The 23,876-nt window shown below is 65.1% G+C and carries 15 protein-coding genes and 1 tRNA gene; 7 read left to right on the plus strand and 9 right to left on the minus strand.

Annotation, left to right across the window (positions count from 1 at the left end):
* Window positions 1-29: 29 nt before the first annotated feature.
* Entirely contained in the window at window positions 30-698 is a 669-nt protein-coding gene (locus tag ACFVW6_RS04615; protein ID WP_378825581.1) for an MspA family porin, read from the plus strand.
* A 64-nt stretch (window positions 699-762) separates the two neighbouring features.
* Window positions 763-1,407, plus strand: coding sequence for an MspA family porin (locus tag ACFVW6_RS04620; RefSeq protein ID WP_378823664.1), 645 nt, complete (start codon window positions 763-765; stop codon window positions 1,405-1,407).
* An 80-nt stretch (window positions 1,408-1,487) separates the two neighbouring features.
* On the opposite strand, the gene mscL is transcribed toward ACFVW6_RS04620, so the two are convergent.
* From mscL to ACFVW6_RS04640, 4 genes are all read right to left on the minus strand, one after another.
* Window positions 1,488-1,928, minus strand: a complete 441-nt coding sequence (gene mscL, locus ACFVW6_RS04625; RefSeq protein ID WP_378823662.1) for a large conductance mechanosensitive channel protein MscL — start codon at window positions 1,926-1,928, stop codon at window positions 1,488-1,490.
* A 156-nt stretch (window positions 1,929-2,084) separates the two neighbouring features.
* Window positions 2,085-2,756 (minus strand): SAF domain-containing protein, encoded by a 672-nt coding sequence (locus ACFVW6_RS04630; protein ID WP_357342796.1) that lies wholly within the window; start codon window positions 2,754-2,756, stop codon window positions 2,085-2,087.
* Between the two features lie 89 nt (window positions 2,757-2,845).
* Window positions 2,846-3,136 (minus strand): FmdB family zinc ribbon protein, encoded by a 291-nt coding sequence (locus ACFVW6_RS04635; RefSeq protein WP_355273463.1) that lies wholly within the window; start codon window positions 3,134-3,136, stop codon window positions 2,846-2,848.
* Window positions 3,137-3,205: 69 nt separating this feature from the next.
* Window positions 3,206-3,805: a 5-formyltetrahydrofolate cyclo-ligase gene (locus ACFVW6_RS04640; RefSeq protein WP_378825579.1), complete on the minus strand. Its 600-nt coding sequence runs from the start codon at window positions 3,803-3,805 to the stop codon at window positions 3,206-3,208.
* Window positions 3,806-3,892: 87 nt separating this feature from the next.
* Between ACFVW6_RS04640 and ACFVW6_RS04645 the strand changes: the two genes are divergently transcribed.
* The 5 genes from ACFVW6_RS04645 (at window position 3,893) to ACFVW6_RS04665 (ending at window position 8,148) form a co-directional block, all read left to right on the plus strand.
* Entirely contained in the window at window positions 3,893-4,819 is a 927-nt protein-coding gene (locus ACFVW6_RS04645; protein WP_355273461.1) for a UTP--glucose-1-phosphate uridylyltransferase, read from the plus strand.
* Window positions 4,820-4,856: 37 nt separating this feature from the next.
* A complete protein-coding gene (gene glp / locus ACFVW6_RS04650; protein WP_355273458.1) occupies window positions 4,857-6,116 on the plus strand; it encodes a gephyrin-like molybdotransferase Glp in 1,260 nt (419 codons plus the stop codon).
* 12 nt (window positions 6,117-6,128) lie between these two features.
* The gene (locus tag ACFVW6_RS04655; RefSeq protein ID WP_355273455.1) at window positions 6,129-6,779 is read left to right on the plus strand and encodes a GNAT family protein; all 651 of its coding nucleotides are present in this window, start codon (window positions 6,129-6,131) and stop codon (window positions 6,777-6,779) included.
* Between the two features lie 137 nt (window positions 6,780-6,916).
* On the plus strand, window positions 6,917-7,978 hold the full coding sequence (gene glpR / locus ACFVW6_RS04660) for a gephyrin-like molybdotransferase receptor GlpR (RefSeq protein ID WP_378823659.1): 1,062 nt from the start codon (window positions 6,917-6,919) through the stop codon (window positions 7,976-7,978).
* Between the two features lie 97 nt (window positions 7,979-8,075).
* Window positions 8,076-8,148: transfer RNA gene (locus ACFVW6_RS04665), tRNA-Ala, on the plus strand.
* Between the two features lie 191 nt (window positions 8,149-8,339).
* Here ACFVW6_RS04665 and ACFVW6_RS04670 read toward each other — a convergent pair.
* From ACFVW6_RS04670 to ACFVW6_RS04690, 5 genes are read right to left on the minus strand one after another with little or no spacing between them, the layout of a single operon-like run.
* On the minus strand, window positions 8,340-10,694 hold the full coding sequence (locus ACFVW6_RS04670; RefSeq protein WP_378823658.1) for an ATP-binding protein: 2,355 nt from the start codon (window positions 10,692-10,694) through the stop codon (window positions 8,340-8,342).
* The gene (locus ACFVW6_RS04675) at window positions 10,691-13,951 is read right to left on the minus strand and encodes a hypothetical protein (RefSeq protein ID WP_378823656.1); all 3,261 of its coding nucleotides are present in this window, start codon (window positions 13,949-13,951) and stop codon (window positions 10,691-10,693) included. Before ACFVW6_RS04675 ends, ACFVW6_RS04670 begins: the two co-directional genes overlap by 4 nt.
* Window positions 13,948-17,610, minus strand: a complete 3,663-nt coding sequence (locus ACFVW6_RS04680) for an AAA domain-containing protein (protein ID WP_378823654.1) — start codon at window positions 17,608-17,610, stop codon at window positions 13,948-13,950. Before ACFVW6_RS04680 ends, ACFVW6_RS04675 begins: the two co-directional genes overlap by 4 nt.
* A complete protein-coding gene (locus ACFVW6_RS04685; protein ID WP_378823652.1) occupies window positions 17,607-21,824 on the minus strand; it encodes an NACHT and WD repeat domain-containing protein in 4,218 nt (1,405 codons plus the stop codon). Before ACFVW6_RS04685 ends, ACFVW6_RS04680 begins: the two co-directional genes overlap by 4 nt.
* Window positions 21,811-23,274 carry a hypothetical protein gene (locus ACFVW6_RS04690; RefSeq protein WP_378823651.1) on the minus strand — a complete coding sequence of 488 codons (1,464 nt, stop codon included), beginning with the start codon at window positions 23,272-23,274 and terminating at the stop codon, window positions 21,811-21,813. Before ACFVW6_RS04690 ends, ACFVW6_RS04685 begins: the two co-directional genes overlap by 14 nt.
* Window positions 23,275-23,876: the final 602 nt, after the last annotated feature.

The raw sequence follows: 23,876 nt of genomic DNA on the forward strand, positions 1-23,876 counted from the left end.
TCGATTTTGCGTACACCTCGAGGGGAAGTATGAGCGAGAACCGCACCAACCGCGTGCGTCGCGGCGCCTGGGGCGCCGGTGCCGCAGTGGCCGTGACGATCGGCCTGTTGTCGGCCGGTGCTGCCAACGCGGATACCTTCGTTCCGTTGCCGGACGGCCAGAAGAACGGTCCCGGCGTCACCGTCAGCCGCACCGGCGAGAGCGCGATCGTCTCGCCGTCGCTGGCCGCCAACGGTGCGGGGCGCGTCGTCTGGGTTTCGGGCAACGCGCGCGCCGACGTTCAGGTCACCCCGGAGGGCGAGGTGGGCCCGTGGAACGGCCCGTCGAACCGTCCGGGCTCCAATAATTCGTCGACCCACGGTGCGTCGCAACTGAGTACGGGCTACATCGTCGGCTGCCAGGTGAGCATCGGCGACGACGCGATCGGGGGTCAGGTCGGCGTCGGTCTGGACACCGACGGCGCGATCGGTGAGGCCTCCATCGGTCTGGATCTCGGTCCCGGTGAGGTGGGCTTCGCCCAGATCAGTTCCAAGGACATTCTGAAGCCGGGCGTCTACTCGGTGGAGTACCAGGACGCCGAGATCCAGATCCAAGGGTGCGCGGGCTATGCCCAGGCCCGGTCGTACACGGTGGTCGAGATCATCGGCGACCACTACTCGAAGACCACCCTGTACGGCATGCCGTTCAGCATCGGCTGATCGCGGCCGAGTCGACGAAATTCTCGCTAGCTCACACGAATTCACCCTCGAGGGGTCAACAGTGATGATCAATCTCGGAAGCATGGCGCGCGCGGCCGGTCTCACCGCCGCGGCGACCATGGCGTTGGGCCTGTTCTCCACCGGTGCGGCACACGCCGACACCTTCGTTCCGCTGCCGGGCGGGCATATCAGCAAGACCCTGTCCGACGGCACCGTCGTCGACATCAGCATGGTCGGGGAGTCCGCGAACATCAATCCGTCGATGGGATCGACGCCGGCGCACCGGAATGCCTGGGTGTCGGGTAGTGCGCAGGTGTCGGTGTCGGGCGGTGGCGGCGGCAAGATCTTCCCCGGCTACACCGTCGGCTGCCAGGTCAATATCGAGGGCGGCGGCCCGCGGGCCGAAGGCGGGTTCGACTCCGAGGGCGCGGTGGGCCTCGGCGGCGGAGCGCTCTCGCTCGGCCCCGGCCAGTCCAAGTCGTTCTACGTCCTCGACCTGGAGATGCCCGACGACTACGGCGAGGAATCCCACAAGACCCGCAATGCCTTCAAGAACGGCAGTGGCTCGGTGACCTGGGCCGACGAGACCATCGGCCTGTCCGGCTGCGGCGGCTACGCCCAGGCGCGCTCGTTCGTGAGCGTCGAGGTGGAGACCGACAATGTGATCAGCTGGGTCACGCTGTGGGGTCAGCCCTTCAGCCTCGGCTGACGGTTCGGTACGCAGAGATCGGGGCTGGTCCCGGAACGCGAGTTCCCTGGACCAGCCCCGATTTTCGGGTTCGCCCGAACTCAGCGGGTGTGGTCGCCGTTGCCCCGCGACGGCTCCGGCAGGATGCCGTGCTTGCCGTTGGAGGTGTTGCCCTGCTCGGCGAGCAGGTCGCGGATCTGGACGAGCACCTCGTTGTCGGTGAGGTCGTCCTCGATGCCCATCCGCTTCTTGGCCAGAGTGGACGGAAGTACCAGGACGAAGTACAGGATCGCCGCGATGAGCAGGAAGTTGATGCCCGCCGTGATGATCGGTCCGACTTCGACGAAAGTGGCCGGTTTGCCGGCGACGAGCTGGAAACCGAGACCCAGCTCGTTGCTTCCGCCGAAGACCGCCAGCAAGGGATTGATGACTCCGTTGGTGAACGCCGTGACGATCGCGACGAAGGCCGTGCCGATCACGACGGCGACCGCCAGGTCGACTACGTTGCCGCGGAGCAGGAAATCCTTGAAACCTTTGAGCATTGCCGATGTCTCCTTCGTGCAGGAGCCGGCCCCAGGCGCTGCGCTCCGTGTCGAATGCTGCGAACGGTCGTGCTGGTTCCTGTGTGATGCTAACGAGAGTTGCGGCAAATTTCTCGCGAACTGCTTCCCGGTGCGTCCGGCGCCACGGTCCCGCCGTCAATGGAAGACCACCGTCAGCGCCGTGCGCAACGAGGCGCCCGCGACGGCCGTGGCGTATTCGGCGTCCAGCGCGACCAGGACCACGCGTTCCGCCCCGGAGCGACGCTCACCGGTCGCGGTGACCAGAACGACGGCGGCGTCGGTGGCGAGGGTGCGCGCCGGCTTGCTCGCGCCGGGGCCGCCCGCGTCCTCGACCCCGACGACATCGACCCGGTCACCCGCGCGCAACACCTCGGCCACCGCGGGATCGGCCAGCCGGATCGGCACGATCCGGGCCTCGGGACTGCCCGCGGCGGCCGCCGCCAGCCGGGGGCCGACCACGCGCAGATCGGTGAAGGTTTCCCCGGCGCGCATCGCGCCGGTGAGCGTCGCGCCGAGCAGAACGGCGGGGTCGGTGACGGAACCCGAAGGCAGCGAACGGGATTCGTGCCGATCGACGCGCAGGTCGTCGGCGGTGAGCAGTCTGCCGGGGGCCAGCTCGCGGGCGGCGACGACGACGTCGTCGCGGGTGGTGCCGGGATCGCCGCGGACGAACAGCGCCAGCGCGACCAGCGCGAGCACGGCGGCCGCGATGCGGCGGGCGAGCAGCGCGTCGGCCCAGGCCGGGCGGTTACCGAGGGCGAAGCGCCAGGAACTGCCACGTCCCAGATCGGCAAGACTGCGAGTCATGCCCGAAGCCTAGGAGCGTGGCAGCGGGGATCAGCCGGTGAAAGTCCTGGTTGTGGACAACTCGGGGGCTGTGGACAAACCGGCGGAGATCAGCTCGCGGCGGCGGGCGTCGAGCTCGTGGTCGACGTCGAGGTGGAGCTGCTGCCGTTGCTGCCGCTGTCCGAGGAGGAGGACTTCGCGGGCTCGCTCGCGGTGGACGCGCCGCCCCGGCTGTCGGTGCGGTAGAAACCGCTGCCCTTGAACACGATGCCCACCGAGTTGAACAGCTTCCGCAGCTTCCCGGAACACTGCGGGCACTCCGTCAGTGTGTCGTCGGAGAAGGACTGAACGATGTCGAAGCGGTTGTCACACTCGGTGCACGCGTATGAATAAGTTGGCACAGGATCCTCCGCAAGTCTCGTCGATCTAGCACTCTACCGCCGACACTGCCAACGTCGGAAATCGCCGTTTCATTCCGGCGGAACGGGCCGGTCACCGCCGAGTTCACGCAGGCCACCGCCGGGCGTCAGTGCCCACCCCATTCGCCGGTCGTGCGGTTCCTCCGGCAGCCGGTCGACGAGTTCATTATCCCGGACGACGGCGATCAGGCGAGTGCTGATCCCGGCGGCGCCCAGCGTGCGGTCGTAGTACCCGGCCCCGCGCCCCAGCCGGACGCCACGGCGGTCCACCGCGAGCGCGGGCACCAGGATCGTCGCCGCGGTAGCCACGGTGTCCGGCGGCAGCGTCGCCGTGGTCGGTTCGAGCAGGCCGAAGCGGGCCTTGCGCAGCGAATCGGGGCCCTCGTAGCGCGCCCAGCTCAGGGGCCCCGGCTCCCCGGTCACCGGCAGCAACACCGTGGCGTCGCGCACACGCAGCGCGTCGAGCATGCGCAGATCGCCGGGCTCGCCGCGGATCGGGACATAGGCGCAGACGACGTCATCCGCCCCGGCCAGCGGGCCGATCGCGGCGGCGAGCGCCGCGGCCTCGCGCGCGTGCTCGGCGGCCCCGACCTGCGCACGTTCGGCGAGGATGTGGCTGCGCCACGCATATTTGGTGCGCTCACCGGGCATCTCCACAGCGACCACCCTAAGCTCTTGCCGACGCCGGATCGTCGCGACGGGCGATCGGACGGCACGCTGAATGGATAGGGTATGCGCATGACAGACAAGACTTCCGGTTTCCGCACTGCGGTGGTACCCGCGGCCGGACTCGGAACGCGGTTTCTGCCTGCCACCAAGACGGTGCCCAAGGAATTGCTGCCGGTGGTCGACACCCCCGGCATCGAGCTCGTCGCCGCCGAGGCCGCCGATTCCGGCGCCGAGCGGCTGGTGATCGTGACCTCGCCGGGCAAGGACGGCGTCGTCGCCCATTTCGTCGAGGATCTGGTGCTGGAGAGCACCCTGGCCGAGCGCGGCAAGTTCGCGCTGCTGGAGAAGGTCCGCAAGGCGCCCGGCCTGCTCGACGTGACCTCGGTCGTGCAGGAGGAGCCGCTGGGTCTCGGCCACGCGGTGGCCCAGGCCGAAGCGGCGCTCGACGACGACGAGGACGCCATCGCCGTGCTGCTGCCCGACGACCTGGTGCTGCCGTGCGGCGTGCTCGAGACCATGAGCCGGGTGCGCCGGGAGCGCGGCGGCTCGGTACTGTGCGCCATCGACGTGCCGAAGTCGCAGGTCAGCGCGTACGGCGTCTTCGACGTCGAGGAGCTGACCGAGGGTGCCGAGGCCGACGTGCTGCGGGTCAAGGGCATGGTCGAGAAGCCCGAGCTGGCCGACGCGCCCTCGACCCTGGCCGCGGCCGGCCGCTACCTGCTCGACCGGGTGATCTTCGACGCACTGCGCCGGATCGAGCCGGGCGCGGGCGGGGAACTGCAGATCACCGACGCGATCGCCCTGCTGATCGCGGAGGGACACCCGGTCCATGTGGTCGTCCACCGTGGGTCGCGCCACGATTTGGGTAACCCGGGCGGCTATCTTCGAGCTGCCGTCGATTTCGCCCTCGAGCGGGAGGAATACGGCCCGCAATTGCGTGAGTGGCTGAAGTTCCGGCTCAGCCCGGAGTGGGATCCCAACTCCCCGAACGCGTAAGCGCGGCAAGCGATGGACACATAGACACAGGAGCTCGATGCGCTCGGTTGAGGATCAGCTGATCAAGGTCACCGCGGCCGCGGTCGCACCCAGGCCGGTCCGGGTCGCGATATCCGAGGCCCAGGGTCTGCTGTGCGCGGAGGACGTCGTCACCGAACGGCCGCTGCCCGGCTTCGATCAGGCCGCCATCGACGGATACGCGGTGCGCAGCGTCGACGTCTCCGCCGCGGGCACCGACGTGCGCGACGAAGAGGGCGAGCTGATCGACCTCACCCTGCCGGTGGTCGGCGAGGTGGTCGCCGGTTCGCGCCAGCCCATCCGGCTGCAGCCGCGCCAGACCGTGCGCGTCGACACCGGCGCTCCGCTGCCGACGCTGGCCGACGCGGTGCTGCCGCTGGACTTCACCGACGGCGGCCGGGCCAGGATCAAGGTCTTCGAGCCGGTCCGCTCGGGCGACTACGTCCGCCGCATCGGCGACGACGTGCAGCCCGGCGACGTGGCCGTGCGCGCGGGCACCATCATCGGCGCCGCCCAGGTGGGCCTGCTGGCCGCGGTCGGGCAGGACAAGGTGCTGGTGCATCCGCGTCCGCGCCTGTCGGTGATCTCCATCGGCGGCGAGCTGATCGATATCGATCGCACGCCCGGCCCCGGCCAGGTCTACGACGTGAACTCCTACGCGCTGGCCGCGGCCGCGCGCGACGCGGGCGCCGACGTCAACCGGGTCGGCATCGTCAGCGCCGATCCGCGCAGGCTGCGCGATGTGGTCGAGGGTCAGCTGGTGCGCTCGGAGGTCGTGGTGATCGCAGGCGCGGTCGGCGGCTGGGCGTCCGAGCAGGTGCGCGAGGCGCTGGACGGGCTCGGTGAACTCGAGGTGGACCGGGTGGCCATGCATCCGGGCTCGGTGCAGGGTTTCGGCAGGCTCGGTCGCGACGAGGTGCCGACCTTCCTGCTGCCGTCGAATCCGGTGAGCGCGCTGGTGGTCTTCGAGGTGATGGTGCGTCCGCTGATCCGGATCGCGCTGGGCCGCAGGCAGCCGATGCGCCGGATCGTCAACGCCCGCACCATCACTCCGATCACCTCGATGCCAGGTCGCAAGGGCTATCTGCGCGCGCAGCTGCTGCGCGACGAGGCCACCGGTGACTACCTGGTGCAGCCGCTGGGCAACGGCAACGGCGGGTCGTCGCATCTGCTGGCGACGCTGGCCGAGGCCAACAGCCTCATCGTGGTGGAGCCCGACGACACCGATTTCCGCACCGGTGACGAGGTGCGGGTGGCTTTCCTGGCGCAGCGCGGCTGATCAGTGGACTCGATGAACGTATTCCGGGCAGGTCAGCATCCCGGATGGCCCGCCCGGCTCGGTCCGGTGATCGTCGCGGGTGGCCAGGTGACATTGCGCCCGGTGCGTTTCCGTGACGCCGCGGCGTGGAGCCGGATCCGGCTGCGCGATCGCGACCATCTGGAACGCTGGGAGCCGACCGGGCGCGGCAGCTGGGAGGCGCGCAATCACGCGTCCAACTGGCCGTCGCTGTGGACGAGCCTCAAGGCCGAGGCCAGGCGGGGCGCGATGATCCCGCTGGTGATCGAGGTCAACGGGCAGTTCAGCGGACAGCTGACGATCGGCAATATCGTGCGCGGCGCGCTGCGCTCGGCCTGGATCGGCTACTGGGTGGCCAAGGATCTCGGCGGCCAGGGCGTCGCCACGGCCGCGCTCGCGCTGGGTCTGGACCACTGTTTCGGGCCGGTCGGCCTGCACCGGGTGGAGGCCACGGTGCGGCCGGAGAACCTGCCCAGCCAGGCGGTCCTGCGCAATGTCGGGTTCCGCGAAGAGGGTTTGCTGCGTCGCTATCTCGATGTGGACGGCGAATGGCGGGATCACCTGCTGGTGGGCTTGACGGTCGAGGAAGTTATGGGCACCGTCGTCGATCGCCTGGTCAGAGAGGGTCGAGCGGCGCTGCCGTGAAATTTCTGTTACTCATGTGGCAGGTGTGCACGGCGCGCCTGCCGCGAGGGCAGGCGTGTCCGAATTAACCTACGGACGTCGGTAGTGCGTCCAACTATGGATAAACGCGCAGGCGGGGACGGGAGGTGATGACCGCGATGCCGAATTCGATCCTGTGGATCGGACTTGTGGTGCTGTGGGTCTTCGTCCTGTTCCCGATCCTGGCGGACCGGCATCCCCGGATCCGCCGCACCACCGATGCCGCACTCGCCACGCGTGTGCTGCACCGTGGCGGGGCCGAACGACGGATTCGCATCGGGGCTGCGGGCGGTCACGAGACCGACCCCGACTACCGCCCCCGTGTGCTGACCAAGCGCCCCCACCGTACTGATTCGGAGGATCGGATGACGACACCGGCCGACGAGCCCGTCACCGAAGCTGACGACGAGTTGCTCACCCCCACACCGGAACTCGAGGCCGCGGCCGACGCCGAGGCCGACCTCGGCGAGGCCGCGACCGGCGACGAGCCCGGAGCCGCCACCGAGGCGGCCGATTCCGCACCTCCCGCGATCGATGACGCTGCGGCGGAATCGGATCCGGAGGACGAGGCCGCCGCGGACGACGACGACGATGCCGCCGCCGACCCGCCGGTCGCCGCGCGCATCCCACCCGCGCCGCCCGCCCGGCTCGATGACATCGCCGAGGACACCGCCGAGCCGGCCGACGACGACGAGGACTTCGTCCCGAACCGGCGCGGCCGCGGCGGGTACGACCCCGAGGCCGACGCCATCGCCCGCGCCGCCCGCTACAGCTTCCGGCAGCGCGCCGTGCTCGGGCTGATCATCGCGACCATCCTGTTCGCCGCGTTCGGCCTGCTGCTGAACTCGATGTTCTGGTGGGCGTGCGGGCTGTCCACGGCCGTCCTGGTGGGCTATCTGGCCTACCTGCGCAAGCAGGTCCACGTGGAGGAGGAGATCCGCCGCAGGCGCGCGGCCCGCCTCACCCGGGGCAAGCGCCACGAGGACACCGCCACCCCCGAGGCGGCGACGACCCGGCGCACCATGGACCGCGACACCGCGCGGGCCCTGCGCCGCCGTTCCACCCTGCTCGACACCGACGACGAGGACCCGATGTTCGAGCATCTGGAAACCTTCGATCCGGCCACCGCACGCGCCCTCCGCACCCGGGTCGAAGACCTCGGGCGCGCCGTCGGCGAATAACTGGTCGAACCACGCAGAACAGCAGGTCAGAGTACCGATTCGGTATCTGGGCGCAACGCCTGATACAGTGTCACAGCGCGGTTCGCCAGAGCCGCACGGGGCTATAGCGCAGTTGGTAGCGCGTCTCGTTCGCATCGAGAAGGTCAGGGGTTCGATTCCCCTTAGCTCCACTTAGGGAATGGTGCATGCCCAGCATGGGCATGCACCATTTTTCTGAGTCGTAGGCATATGTAGCTCGCATGGCAGGCTGGCGGCGCCCGTTGGTGGAGCGGGATGCGGAAGCCGGGGCAATCACGTCGCCGTTCGTTGTTTGCCCTTGTCACCGCTCGCTGGTGAGCGTGCCGACTGAACACGATATTCCTCAGCCAGCGGGGAGCACTACGCGTACCCGGGCGCCGGACAACACTGGATGGTTTTGGGGCCCGGAATCCAGGAAAAGGTCGCCGTCGACTGATTGCGCAAGCTGGCGGACCTGGTAGAGCCCATTCCCGCGGCCGGGACCTCGTGTTCCCACTCCCTTGCGAAGAAAGCGGTAGGTACTTTCTGTTTCACGGCCGAACCCAGGGCCGCTGTCCCTCACAGTTACGATGACATCCCTCTCCTCAGCGCGCGCCGAAACGGAAATGGTGCCCCGGCCAGTGTTGTCGCGGACTGCTTCTGCCGCGTTGTCGACGAGTTCGAACACGACGAATGCGAGCAATTCTGCCGTGACCGCGACTGTCAGCCCTGATACGTTGTCCACCACGAGATGGAGGTCAGGGTGGGTGTCGACGAAGTCGCTGCGCATTGCCTGCAGTACCGCGTCGACATCTGCTTGTCCTGTGAGGCGTGGATGCACATCGACAATTCCTGCAGATTGCGCGTGCATACGGTCCCAGACGGCCATGCGGGCGGTGGCGGCGACGGTTGGGTCGTCGACCAATCGTAGATACTCCTCGCGGGCGGGGCTGAGCGCATGCCGATGACGAACCCACCTATCGAGTCGGAGGCTGTCGGCGTCGACCGCGATCGATCGCTTGAGAACCTCCCGCTGGGCCTCTTCGAGCTTGGCGGGCGCCAGATCGCGCAACGCGACGAGCGCTCCACAAGATCGGAACCGAATTACACCGTCCCGCTGGTGGTTCAACAGCCACAGTGGCTCCAGTTCGTTCCATCCCGCACGCACCGCGTCCGCGGCTACCTCATCGTCGCATTGGGCTGCGGCATCGGACGCGCGGCTCGTTCCTTCAGCCTGCGCCGTGTAGGCGGCCCAGAATGCGAGTACGGCCTGAGGAGACCGACTGATCGGCGTCAGAATCGTCGCTGCCACACGATCCCTGTTTCCACCGTCGCGGGCCCAGATTCCGATGCCCGCCGGTATCGGCAATCTGCGGTTCTCCCGCTGCAAAAGGTAGTCGAGCAATTGGACGGTCAGCCCGGAATCCAGCCCGGTTTGATACGCGATCATGTCGGCGGCGACAGTGTCCCCGAGTCCCGCGAGGTCCAGTAGCCAGCATAGAGTCGAGAACCGATCACCTTCATCGTTTCCCCAGAGCTTTTCCAGTCGTACGGTGCTGTCGGCCGACAAGGCTGCTATCGGCCATTGCCGCGCGGCTAGGCGGAGCACCGATACCGACCGATATTGCGCGGGTTGCGTGACCAGCAGCAGCAAGTCGCGCAGCGTGATCGTTGCGACAGCGATGCGCCCCACTGCACTCGACTTCACGAGATCAGGTCCGAGTGCAATACACGGTGTCGCGGTGACCAACTCGTCTGGAACGTGCGTAGTTCCGCGCTCAGCGACGTAGACCTCGATTGTGCCGCCGGGATGGAATCGGCGCGTCTGCGGGTGGTCGAAGAGATTGTGCAAAGTCGCCAAGGAGCCGCCTGGTACCGCATGAACGACGATCGCATCCCGGTCCGCGCCGAGAAGGCTGTTGAACGCGATGGCTACTTCCGAACTTGCACCCGCTATGTCGTCCCACAGCCGCTGGCAGGCTTCGACCGCGTCATTGGCCGCCGTGTCGCGTCGGTTGAGGCGTTCGAATCGCATCGGGCGACGTTGTGGCGCATCGGTGTACCAGCGCAGTACCTCTTCTGCTGGGTCAGTCCATTCCCACCGGGACAGACGTGGCGCGGCCTCCGGACCTGTCGGTGCCGCACCGCTGTCGAGCATCCTTTGTGCGGCACGAAGGTGTCCGGCATCGATCAATGCTGTGTAGACCTGCCTCTCGGCAGGCTGAGACGCTTCGATTGCGCGCAGAGCTCGGAGCTCGGTGCGGCGGCTATCGATATCCGTCGACAGCTGGTCTTCGAGCTTCCGAAGGTCGCGTTCGACCTTTGACCAATCCGACCCGCACACGTCCATCCAGCGGTCCATGTCGCACACGAATGACACCCCTGCGTGCTCAGCACGCTCGGACAGCGCCCGTAGGCGGACCTCGAGCTCGCCGCGGCGAGCTTCCTGAGCGTCGTGAATACACTGTCGAAGTCGTGTGGCGTCGTCGGTGAACCCCGGGTACTCCTCGACCATCCTGGATGCGACATCGAACCTCCCCGCAGCCACCAATTCATCGAAGACGGCCGGTTCGTCCTGACCGGCAACGAGCCCGGCGAGAACTGCGTCCACAGCGGTCGTGCTTGCAGAATCAGGCGACTCGGTGAGCACGATCAGCAACTCCACGAAGCGGAAGCGGCCCGGCCAGACTGCTAACACACTGATCGGCAACTGAGTCATCGGCGTACTTTCGCCCAGGTCGCCAACGGCTGGAGCCGATCCAGCAAGGCGAGTATCGGATACGCATGTGGACGGGGTAGTGCATTGGCGTCGGTATAGAGCGCATCCCTTGTATCGAGGACCAGATCCGCCAATTCTGAATACGGCGCAAGGATCAGGTCGTGGCGTGCCGCGGTTTCCGATCGGGGACCGGATTCGAGCAGCATTCGGGTCTGGAGCACGATGCTTTCGATGTTCCTGGCGAACGCCAGTTGTCGCGACCACTCCATCGGCTCCGCGCCGATAGCGGCGATCTCGTCGTCGAGATAGCCGCGCACGTCTTTCGGGAGCTCCGACGCTGAGAGTTTGCGATCCGAATCAGCACTCAGAGACGCAGATTCGATCATCGTCAGCAACCCGTCGGGTTCGAATAGCCTGCGATGCAGTGCCACGCCGACCGAGAAGCTGAACCGATTCAACCGCTTGATCTTGTCGATTTCGGAAGCGATCGTCTCCCATCGTGCTCGGGCATTCAGCCTGTTTCTCGAGCTGGTCAACAGTGGCAGAGCTTCCGATAGCGGAACCCTCGACCATGTACTCGCGGCCACACGAGTGGTGTGGTCTGCGACTGTCCGCCAGGAATCCGGCAGCGATTCCTGGAGAATCTCGGTCGCACCGGGTCCGTTGTGGCCAGACCACAGCAGAGTCTCCGCGAGTGCACCAGCTACACCGCCGATCTGCTCGTCCGGCTCGCGAAAGGACAACTCCAGCGCCGCATTGTCGAGTTCGGCACCGACCGGGACCTCCAACGCGGCTGCCGCGACCCATGCGTGCGGCGCAAACGGGGAATCCCGATGATGTCGGATTGCGCCCGCTAGCACCGCGGCCTCGACAAACGCTCCGCGCGCCCAGGAGTCCTCCAGTAGCCACCGCGTCCAGGTGAACCGTTCTGACGATCTGGGCTCGGCAATTCTTACGAATGCCGCGGCCGCCGCTCGAAGTTCGTCGGATGGCACGCCCGATTCCTGCCACGCGTCGAGCAGGGTCCACGGCTGATCGAGCTCGGCTATCCGCGCCCCGACCACATGGCCGAAACGGCCCGAAGCCTTGTGCCGCAGCGCATCGGCGCGGACGAGCAGCGCTGCTGACCGGCCGCTCGTCCGTGTGCCGACAGGGCTGGAATCATCCGTATCTCCGGCGGGCCGTTCGCTTCTGAACCCGCACCCGACAGCGCCGGCGATCTCTGTGGGGAAGGCATGTGATGCGATTCGCAGACCGAATCCGTTCGTTCCGCGGGACTGTGCATTTTCGCGGGTGATCGAGGCCCCCAACGGCACGAAGCATCCGATCACTGTTACGTCGTCGGCGCACACGATATTTGCTGCCGGTTGTCTACTGAGAATCCGAGGAGCGTTGGTGTATTTCTCGGAGCCGAGGCCGCAGATCGCGGGGCGTCCCGCGGATCGGTTGTCCGGTCCGTAGACGACTTGAACGGTGGTACCCGTGCGGAGCCGTTCGCGCAACACACCGAGCAGAGCTCCGCCACCGTCGCCGAAATCGGACGAGATGACGATGTCGCGCTCGGCGGCGTGAAGCGCCTCCCACATCGCGTCGTACTGTGTACCGCCTGAGAGGAATTCAGCCACCGATCCGCTGGTGTAGCGTCGGCGCAGCTCATCGCCCATGATCGTGCAGCATTCCGCCCACTTCTGCGCCCAGAGCTTCAGCGCTGGATGATCGGCGTCGGATCCGAGTACGGGTGGGTGCAAAGTGCTGGTCGTGGAAGTCGCATGTGTTCGAGCATGCTGTGTGGGCTGGAAGTCCTCCGCGCGCATCAGCATCCGCCTGCCCAACAACCCCGGTAGCCGGTCGGATGCCCAACGCAGCATCTCGGTGACTGCCACCGGATCTCTCGGCCCGTCCGAGCTCGGGCTGATCACCACGCCAACGTCGTTCGCCTGTCCGGCCAGGTCCATCGTCATGACGCTGCGATAGCTGACGAGGGCATGGGTATTGTCCTTGATCACAGCACACGCGCTGCTCTCAGCGCTCTTGGTCGCGGAGTAGAGCACAGGACCACCTCGACGTCGGGCGAGTTCCACCAGGGCATTACTGACCGGGACGTCGAGTGCGGCTCCCGCTCGACGTCCCCAGACGAGAACCAGACGGACGCCTCGGTCCACAGTCTCTCGCAGCAACGGCAACAGAGGATGCAGTGCGCTGTACCGGATCTCTGGGACCAGGAATACGACCTGCTTTCGGGCCGTGCGCAGTAACTCCTCTATCTGCCATGCGAAACCGGCGGCACGTTGCACTGGTGTCACTTCCGCGCGCGCCCGGTCCAAGACATCAATCCGTTCAGACAACCGACTGAGGTGCCTGGTCAAGACCTTCTGTTGCGCGTCAGCTGAATTGACCTCGATGTCCGCGAGTTCGTGCACCATCGACCACATCGCTGCCAGCGTCCGTTCTGCGCTGACCGCCTCGGTGCGGTCCCTCCTCGCGTTGGCTGTCAACGACTGTACGAACGGCAACTCTGGCGGCTGTTCGAGGACTAGATCGGCAAGATAGTTGCTCAGTCGCCATACTGCGGTGTGGCCCCACAACAGGTCGTTGCGAATAGTCGTGCGCAGCCGACCGGACTCCGAGTCGAGCTGGACGTCCGCGATTTCGTGAATCCACAGGTCCTTCGCAGGCTCGCGCAGTATCGGGTTGTCGAAACCCACGCGCAGGATATTGCGACGACCTGCCCAGCGTCGCTCACTCCGAAAAGCTCGCTGTACGGCCCGGAGTAGCTCGGTCGGCGGCAGATCACGTTCCTCTGAACCCGATACCCGGGGCAGAATCAAACTGCCCTCATGTGGCCTGGAATCACCCTGGTCTACGCTGAAGATGCGGCCGGTGATCGGCTCGAACAGAAACGATCTTCGCTGTCGGGTGACCGAAGCATCCTGGAGTGTTTGGTGCTTGGTGAGGCGCTCCAGCGCATGTTCGGCCAGGTTCAGCCGACCTCCGCTGTCGAAGTCGATGCAGATGTAGCCTTTACTCCACAATGTATGCAGCACGTTGATCATGACCCGGTGCGGCACGGCGAACAGGGCTGACAGGCTTGTGGCATCGTGATGTTGAGGGTATTCGTCATCGTGCACTTGTGCCCGTGGCACCAACAAGGCCCGCGCGACCAACTCCTCGAGGCTGGTGAAGTCCGCCTCGTGGCCCACATCGACTGTCAGGATCACCTGCCGGCACGGGATGGCCAGTTCGACGACGCCGTTCACAGCCACTCCAGATCATCGATCCCGACCACAGCACCGTATCGTTCGATTGTCGAGACGATAGTGGTCCAGCACTCGCCGCCGTACTCTGCAAAGTGCTCCAGGTCGCCGACCAGCACCAGCAACCGCTGCGCCCGGGACAACAGTACGTTGGCAACCTCCGGCTGACCCACGTGCCCGACATTCGACATCACCGTCGCTCCGCGCGCTGGTCCGGTGCGGACCAGTGATACCACTACTCGATCAGCCTGTCGCCCCTGGAACGAGTGCACCGTGTGCACTCGTCCGGCCAGTTCGCCCATGCGCCGTAGAGCAAGTACTTGGGATGCATAGGGTGTCAGGACAACCAGACTGTTCTCGCCCTCGGCGCCGGCGGGCAGTGATTTTGGTCGGATCGTTTCGACGAGCTTGGCGACCAGTTCGACTTCGCCTGGATTGCTCCAGCGTGGTATCTGCCGATGAGTCTCCGCTCCCTTCGTGTCGATCCACACCAGCGGGCGCTCACATAGCTCGGTCGGTGAAGTGATTCTGTGTGACGGATTCCATCCAGGCTTCGTACCGGTGGTGAGGAAGCTCATGGGCAGATCGTCCGCATCCTCCTGCAGTGGTGTTATCGGGTAGAAAGACCGCCCAACCGGCTCTGCGATATCTGGATGCATACGGAACTGCTTGGTCAAGCTATCCCATGGTCGCCGCGCGAGCTGTTCCGGCGAGAGCGGTTCGGTCTCGCGCTCGAAGAAAGTACGGAACAGATTGAGTGCTTCCAATCGCATCGCCTTCTGCTGAAAATGGGCTTTGATCGGAGAATCGTCGGAGGCTGTCGACAGACCATCGAGAAAATTCTCGACGTCGTGCGCGCGATGCGCCCCGAGCTGGCGATGATCTCCGATCAGCGTCCATCGTGTGCCGAGGGTCAACGGGACGATGAGTTCCGTAGGCCACGCCTTGGCAGCCTCCTCGACGATCACCCAATCGAAGTGCTCCCCGGAGCTCGGCACATCACCCCGCAGCTTCGCTGCCATCGAACATGTAGCCAGCACCACGTTCGCGCCGGCAATGATGCGATCGGACAACTCGATCCGGTCATCCCGAACGATCTGGGCCCATTGCTTGGCAAGCCGCAACTCCTCAGGCGACCACGACTCCTCGGCAGAGATCGATCCGTCCATCCGCGCGGCTATTTCGCGTTCGATATCGGCGACCGTGCGGTGAGTGAGGCGTTCGATCACATGCGGCACGAGATCCTCGTGGATCCTTCGGCGGCCAGCGGTGGCTGCCGAAGGATCTGTCCCTGCGCCTTCCGGGTCGGTATCCAGGCTGTCGGATGTCCAGCGCAGCACAAGTGTGTGTTTCGGGAGTTTCTTGATCAACTCGAGGCCGAGGTGGTCCAGCGCGAAGTTGGCCTGTGCGGTGACCAGGACCCGTCTTCCTGGATCTGCCGTCAGGTACCGGAGTAGAGCCTCCGACGCGACCATGGTCTTGCCCGTGCCTGGTGGCCCCTGAAGAGCGTAGAAGGGCTGTAGCGCAAGCATCTTGCTTATCACGGTCTCCGCGTTTCCCTGCAGCTTCTCGGGCGGTCCGGAGTAGTTCCTCCCACGGCTGAAGTCGATGGACGTGGGATTGCGCAGCGCGCGGATCAATGCGGTCTTGTTCTCCAGATCGATCAGCGCTCGGGCTTGTCGCCGCAACTGCGGGGCGGTTCCGCTGTCGGAGGTTGCGCGTATCCAGCCATGTGCAGGTATCCGGTCACCGCCGAGCGTCAACACCTCGATCTCGGTCGCGCTGCGTCGGCGTACAAAGTCGACCACGATGGTGGCCCGACGAAAGTCCGGCCTGCGCCCGCTACGCGAGATCTCCAGCTGAACGATAGGTTTGTCCCCTGGGTCGAGCTGATCGAAGAAATCGCCGAACATCGGCCGTCGGCGATTGTCCATGGCGAAGTAGGTCAACATCGGCGAACCGTGTCGACGGAGATCGTCACGTGCGGAGTCGAATTCGATCACAACCGTTCCGCGTTCCGCCGGGTCGAGTCTATGGAAGGCATAGCAACGTGCCACCGTCTCGGTCTGCTGATATTCCAGTAGGAACCGAAGCGATTGTACGAACTCGAAATCGGCGGGGTGCTTACGCTTGGTCGAGGTGACTCCGTCGAAAAGTGACTTCCAGGAAGGATGGTCGGTGCGATCCTTGTGAATCGGTGTGCGAAGCCGGAAGGGGATCAGCTCGAATGAGCTCACGCTTCGCCGAGGTCGCTTGCCGATGAGATCTCGGGCGAACGGGCGATCGGCGAGAAATCTGATCACCAGGATTCGGTCGTCGACGATCTCCTGCTCGCCGATCCACTCTTTGAGAGGGGCGCAGAACCACACTGCCTGCGCACCGATGAGCACCCACTGGGCATCTTCCAGCGCGGTATCGCCACGATAACGGGGCGGAACGTAGCCGATCGCTCCGGTCGGGCAATGCACCAATTCCGTTCCTGACAGTTCCTTTTCCAAAAACGTCGCGAGTTCGGCTCGGCCGGCGGCCTCCGTCGGTGGGTGCGCGATCCAATGCCGCTCGGTATAGAGCGTTTCGACGGACAGGTCTGGCATAAAGGCGATCAGGTACGGTGCCGGGAGCGTGATCTCGTCACGTTCGCTGAACATTTCCCAGTTCTTGGCTATGGCGGTCGCTGCGTCGAACGAAGTTGTGCGGGTGACGGGATCGCTGTCGAGCATCGACAACAGCAGCGTTGTGAGGGCGCGCGGCAAGTTTCCCTGGCTGGTCAGGCGGGACCGCATCTCGCGGTGCATCCGGGCAAGGGCATCTGCGATGTCTGAGCCTGTCGCCGCAGCCACGGCGGCATACGGTTGTGGGAGCAGCTCCGGTATCGGGCCAACGAACAGTTCCCATCCGAGAACACCCAATCCGAAGACATCGGTTGTCACCCACTCGTGTCTACCGTCGGCTCGGCTCTCGAAGAGGTAGGTGTGCAATTCGGGTGCAAAGTACAGGTAGTGCCGTGCACGCTCCAGATTCGGCGGTGGTTGTAAGTACAACTCCCGCAGACGCTCTCGTTCCCGTTGCTCGCGATAGCTACCCCGGCGGAGAATGTCGCCGATTAGAGTGCTCATCTCGAAACCGCACAGGCGCAGAGCGCGGTCGCCGTCGTCCGGATGGTACGAGCGCAATGAGGCAACGGTCAGATTCCGATGCAGCACCTGCGCGCCGTTCAATTCACTCAGAGCATCTGTGAGCAGACTGAATTGTTCCCAGGCTGCGGCTGGATTCGTGCGTGCCCATTCGATGGTCTCGTCGAGATTCACCGGCTCGCCGGGATAGTCCGTCAGCGTGAATGCTATACGTTCGGCGACGTCGAAAGCGCCGTTCTCGATCCGGGGGAGGGCGGGATGGTCCAACGCGTCCAGCCGCATCAAACTGTGCAGACCGTATTCCCAAAGATCCCCGGCGAAACCTTCAACTCCGTCGAACAACTGGAGCTCGTACCGACCCAGCTCGTCTCCTTTTCGCATGAGCTGGGCCCGCACAATTGTGTCTGCCGCCAGGATGGTCGGATCGCCGATGATATCGAACCCGCCGTACGGCGCGGACTTCCGACAGAAGAGCCGATTGATGAGAGCCTTGTAGTGTTCATGTTGGCTGATCGCCTCAGATGTCATGGGTTCTCCTTGTTCAACCAGGCCGGATTCCAACGGAGTGCGACAGTGCCGTCCGATGTCGCGACGGCCAAGTCATTGCCAAGTACCACCATTGACAGCACTGGGGAGCCCAGCGGAATATAGTGTTTCGGCTCGGGCGCAATCGGATCCCAGACACACACCATCCCGTCGTCGGTTCCCGCGACCAACAGATCGCCCCCGCCGCTGGGCAGTACCGCCAGGGCGACGATCCATTCCTGGAGGCCGTTCAGGGCAGAGCCGGATCGTTGCCACGTTTCGGTATTCCAAGTGAGGACGCACTCGCGATCAGCTGCTGCGAGGAGTTTCGTTCCGTCTCGGCCTGTCAGGAACGCGAGGTTACGCACTGGATAACCGAAGCCGGTCAGTCGCGGCGCGATAGCTTTCGGGGTCCACGGGTCCCATACGGCGACCGTATGGTCGTCGCCGCCAACGGCCAAGATTGCGCGCCCCGCCTGGTCGTACCCCGCGGCCACCGTGCGAACGCGTCCGTTGTGAGCGGCGAACGAGGGGCGGGCCTCGCGCCCGGTCGACGCATCCCACAGGTGGGCCACGCCGTCGTCCTCGCAGACGACAACGACGACAGTGACTCCCCCTCCGTTGTCAAAAGATGCTGTTGCACACATCGACTCGGTACTGGCGAGGCACGAAATCCTGGCGTCCGCCAGATCTGATAGCCACAACGCTGATTCCGTTCCGATCACCAATTTCGTGCCGAGCGCGGACGACGCATGTAGCGCGCAGATCGGCTCATCGAGCATCGGCCGTCGCCGCGAGAGCTTCTCCCCGCTTGTCGCATCGAACAGGGTGATCCCGGCCGCGACGCCTGTGACGAGGACTGTTCCCGAACTTGAGGCTACTGCGGCAAGCATCGTGGGATGGCTACCCGATGCGGTTATCACAGGGCGATCATGCTGACCATTCCCGACGGGGTCCCATACTCGTACGGTGCGATCAAGCCCTCCGGTGGCCAGTTCGACGCGGCCGTCCGAGTGGCTGATCGCCACAATCGAGGTGATCTCACCCGCGTGCCCTGTGAGCGGAGCGTCGACCGTAGCGCCGGTGCTGGTATCCCACAGTCTGATAACGCCGTCAGCTCCGGCGGCGGCGAGCAACGAGCGGTCGGAGTATCTCAGCACGGTCAAGACACGCACGAGCGGCGCCGAGAGCGGTTGCCCGATCTGCCTAGAGTCTTTGTCCCACAATCGAACTGTCGAGTCCTTACCAGCGGTCGCGATTCTGAGCCGGCCATCTCGGTCCGAAAATACGGCTACGGTCGAGAATGGGATCGGACACCGCCAGCGGAGCGGAGCGTCGGTTCCGTCGTGGCGCCAAATATTCACAACGTGGTCGGCTCCAGCCGAGACCAGCTGAAGCACACCAGTGGGGTCGACCCAGGTGTGGAGGGCGGACACCGCGGCACCGTCGTGATTCGGCGGGCGGGCGGAGGTCGGTGTACTTGAATCCAATCTCCACAAACGGATTCGACCGTTCCACCCGCCGCTGGCCAGAAGTATCGGCTGATCATCTTCGGCGATCAAGCACAGCGCTGAGATGTTCTCCTTGACCGGAAATGGGGCACACATCGGTTGACGGGTCGCGTAGTTCCACACATGGACAACCATGTCCGCGCCGAGACTTGCCACCACGCCTCCCGCTGGCGTTCCGCACGCTGCCAGAGCGGTGATGGCCCCGGCGTGGGGCACGGGTGCCTGTGCGGCGAGATTGCCGGTGAGCGGATCCCACACCCGTACCAGCCCATCGCTGCTCCCGGTGGCGAGCAGCGTGCCGGAGCCGGACGGGAATGCCGCCAGCGTCCTGACTTGGCCGGGATGGGCGTTCAGTGTGAGGTGCAGCGAGTGGCGAGCCAGATGTGCCCAGCGGACACCCCAGACCTGATCCTCTGTGTAATGCGCGGCCGGCGGAACTCCTGTCGTGCGTGCGGATCCGAGTTCGCGTAGGCCGGCGCGGTTCGAATCGGTATCAACGGCCAAGTGGGCCGTCGCGATCGTGCCGGTTACTGCCGGAGGAAGCGCGGATGTATCGCCGTCTCTCATGGCGTAGAAGGCGACTGCCCGAGCATCCAGCCGATCGAGCACGTCGAGGTGCTCGACCACCAGGTCCCAACCCTTTCCTCCCAAGGCTGCGAGGTGAGCTGGGAGATGCCGCACAAGATAGGGATTCAGATCCGAACCCGTCTGTGTCGCGACTGTCAACAGCGCCTTTGCCACGTTCTCCGCAGGGGCCGTCGAGACTGCAGACGCTTGCAGGGCCTCACGAAGCGCCTGGTTGGCCAGCCGATAGACACTCTGGCCGTCTTCGACATCGAGCAAGATGTAGGGGGCCGCAGCCGAGCGTGCCGCCGATATGTCAGCGCCGGTGACTTTTTCGCCGTAGAGCGCTGTCGCTGACGCAGCCCAGATCTGCCCCGCCATCGGCAGACCTCTGCCCTGGGCGACAGCGAGGGCCTCCAACGCGTAGCGCGCTTTCGGAATCCGGTCGGTCAATTGGTCGACGGTGGAGCGAAAGAGGCGCTCGTAGTCTGAAGACAGCAGCTCGACGAGCTCGTCTGTCCGTTCCTCAGAAAGTATCTCCCGGTCGGACAGAATGGCGTGCGCAGCCAGATTCGCGTCGAGGAAGGTGCGTAGTCCAGCAGTGTGGCCGACCTGCACGGACCGCGCAAGCCCGAGCACCTTTCCGACGGCGGCCCCGGCGACGCCCGCGCCGGCCATCCGCCGCTCCAGGTATTCCGCGATAAGTTCGTTCGAGGAGGTGATGACGAGATCGCGAACATGCGGGTGACCCAACCCGAGTTGGCGTAGCAGAGTTGGATCACCGGCGGAATGCTGTGGACGTGATTCCGGTGTTCGAACACCCACCACGACGCGTACGCCGCAGAGCGAACCGATCTCGTTCAACAGCGCGGCCACCCCCATCGGTTCGGCGGCTTCATCGAGGGCATCTGCCAGGACGGTGAATCCGGCCGCCTGACCCACCTCGCCCAATGCGGAGACGATGTCGTGGCGCGGTTGCTCCGGGACGGCTCCTGGTGCGGAAATCCCCAGGGCATCGACGAGACTTGAGATGACTTCCGCCACGGTCATTCCAGCGAGATGGACCGACGCGTCGATTGTCGGCGGACGTCCGGACCTCGGCCATCGCCCGCTGGAGAATCCAGCTTCGGCGAGCACTCCAGCCAGCTCTGGGCGGGAATGCAGCAACAGGTTCCCCAATACCGCTGATTTCCCGACGCCGCGCGGGCCTGTCACAGCCAGGACTCCATGATTGGAACCGGCCAGCCAGGTCGCAATCTCGGCTCGTTCGTGGTCGCGACCGACGAAATGCCAAGCGACCTCGCCGAGATCGGCGTTGCTGCCCATGCGTGCGAACGTGATTCGCTGCTGTGCGGGTAGGCCTTCAACGATCCGGGTGAGCTCGGCAAAGGCCTCGACCGAGGTCTGCAAACCTGGCAAACGAGTTGGTCGGACGATCGGGTGGCTGCGCGCAAGCGTGAACTTATCGACCAGACCCGGTACGAGCGACTCCTCGAAACGAGTGTGGAGGTCCGCGAGGCGAATGACAGTATCGGTCGGCTGGAGCTCGTCGATCCACTCCGCCAGCGCGCGCCGGAACCGAGCAAGGTATCCGCTGCCCTGGTCACCGCCGGAAGCGAGCAGCAGAATCCCTTCGAGACCCCGCGTCTTGCGCAATTCGAGACCAACCTCGGATACGAACGCGGCCGCTGAGCATGCCTCGACCACGACGATGACCCAGTCGCGCCGATCACGTCGTCGGGCATATTCGCGGCGAATGTGCCACGCCACGATGGCGGGCTGTAGATCGAGGTCCTCACGCTCGCCCTGCGCACCGCTGACGATCAGCGACGCGGAATCCGCGTTGGACGGTCCGTGCCCGATCCAGACGAGAACTGAACTTCGCCCGCTCGCCCGCCCTGACCACTCTTGCAATCGGTGGACGGTGGCCGACAGGTCTCGTAGTCCTCCTCTCGGCTCCCATACGTGCCCCTCGCCACCGAGCTGGTTCAGCAGCTCCGCGATAGCGGATGCCTCGGTATCGGCATCGAACCCCGGGTACCGTTGGGTGTCCCGGTAATCGCCGTGTGGCAGCAACACGACATCGAATCGGTTCGAGCGGTCGTCCGATGCGGTGCTAGAGGTCGGGTCAATCGCTGTCATCGTTATCGAGCCGATCGACCATCACCAATTGTGTGACCGGTTCGGCACCACCGCTGACCGCAACTCGGTACAGTCCCGGCTGACGGATGGTGACAGTGGCTGTCACCTGGTCGTCGTGGTCTCGCCGGTAGAGCGTCGGCCGCGCTACTGTTTCGTCGTAGCTGCCAGTGTTCTCGACACGGCAGCTCACGCGGTCGGGTTCGGTGACGTCTGTGGCGACGATGTCGAACGGTTCGCCTACGGGAACGAATTCAGGGACGACGAGGCCGAGTTCGGCTTTACCGAGGACGAATTCGCGCTCCGGGATATGCGTGAGCAAGCCATAGGCCGCGTCGATCACCGTCTTCGATCGGCCCAACGACTGATGTTGCTGGACGACGGTGTTCTCCTCGGTACCGGGAAAATCGCCGGCGTATCGGTAGACCGTGCCGTCACCCTTGTGGTTGTCCGCGATCGGGCGTCTCGTTCGGGGGTCGGTGACCACCGCGCCGTCGGGGCCTAGACGGACTCGGAAGTTCATCGGCAGAACTCTTCCGTCGACCATGCGTAGGCTCTGCGAGGTCTCTTGCCCGGTGCCGACGAACCGCCGGTGTCCGACCATTGTGGTGTCGGCGAGTCGTCGGAATCTCTCGAAAGTTTCCTTCGAGAGGTCGGCGTCGCCACCGATGGCGGCAACGTCGCTGACTGTCAACGCGGAAAGACCATCGCGTCCTTGCAGGCATCGGTAGGTTGGCAGGAGATCGTGTAGTCCCGGAAGGGTTTTGGCCAGTTCGCCGACGTGCTTGCGCGACATTAGCCCCGGTGCACCCCGTCCCGAGTTCAGCATCTCCGTGGTTTTGACAGCCCCCTGGAACGGCGTACCGAAGGTCAGAGTGGCTCGTACGTCGTCGGACGCCCCGGATATTCCGGCCATCGCCCAGCACAGCAGGCCTCCCATGGAGTGGGCCAACATGACCAGCTGGGCATCCCGCGCATCAGGGTCCGCCTGTCGTGCCTTGTCGTAGGCTGGGTGCCTTCTCCAGGCTGCCAGATGGTCAGTCGCGGCACGTGCCAGCAGGGCGGCATTGTGATCGACGGAAAGCCGCCAGTCATAGGCGAATTCCAGGATGGCATCGGGGTGGGCGACCGCGGTCCGCAATCCGTCTACGAGATCTCGGTACGGCTCCTGCCCTCGTAGGACGGGCGCCCACGCAGGTGCCTCCAGCAGGCCGCAAGCCTTGATCCGTCCGGTGCGCCCCTCGCGCTCCGCGTCGGTGACATGCAGTGCCCGTAGACCTCGTCGATGTCGCCACCGCAGCGAGTACTGAACCACCTGTTCCATGCCCCATACCCAGCAGTTGTTCTCTGTGTCGTACAGGCGACTACCCATGATTCCGGGAACCAGTACGACCGCGTCGTAGCACGCACTGCGGCGGATCAGTGGGTAGCTGGTACCCCCCTGCGACTCCATCACTCAACGGTAGCGGACTCGGACGGAGGTCTTCTGGTTTCCGGAGGCCCGGTTTGCGGATATCAGGATTGAGTCTTCTTGCCTTGGCCGGGCCAGCCGTGTTGCCCGAGAACGATTTCGGGCGGTTTCCGGACGGTCTTCTCTGTGGGTCCGGGTGGACTCGATGGTCGGGCTCACGGTCTCGCGCCTGTCCGTTCCGGTGTTCGCATCATCGGTGACACTGTCGGCCGCTTGGGTGGTGTGTCGGGCAGGCCGAGGCCAGACGGGTCGTCAGACATAGCTGTCGGCGACAGCGGCTGCCGTCGCCCTGCGGCGCGGCACCGCGAACGGGCTGGGGCTCGGCCGCGCGCGCGGCGCGGTTTCTACGTACGGGGTGCCCCGCGAACATGCCCATAAAAATATGGTTTGCACCGATGTTCGTGGGGTACTTCGTTTTTGTCGGTCCACTGTAGGGTTACCGGCGCGTATCTGAATGACTCGGTTTGCGTTCTGTCGATTCGAATGACTCGCGTTACATATTTGTTCACCTGGAATTTATTACCCAGGTCACAATTTCGCGGTAGCCTCGCTCTGCTTATTTACAGCCATCCGCTATGGCTGTG

Origin of the sequence: Nocardia sp. NPDC058244 (assembly GCF_042882065.1) — a bacterium.
Taxonomy (GTDB): domain Bacteria; phylum Actinomycetota; class Actinomycetes; order Mycobacteriales; family Mycobacteriaceae; genus Nocardia.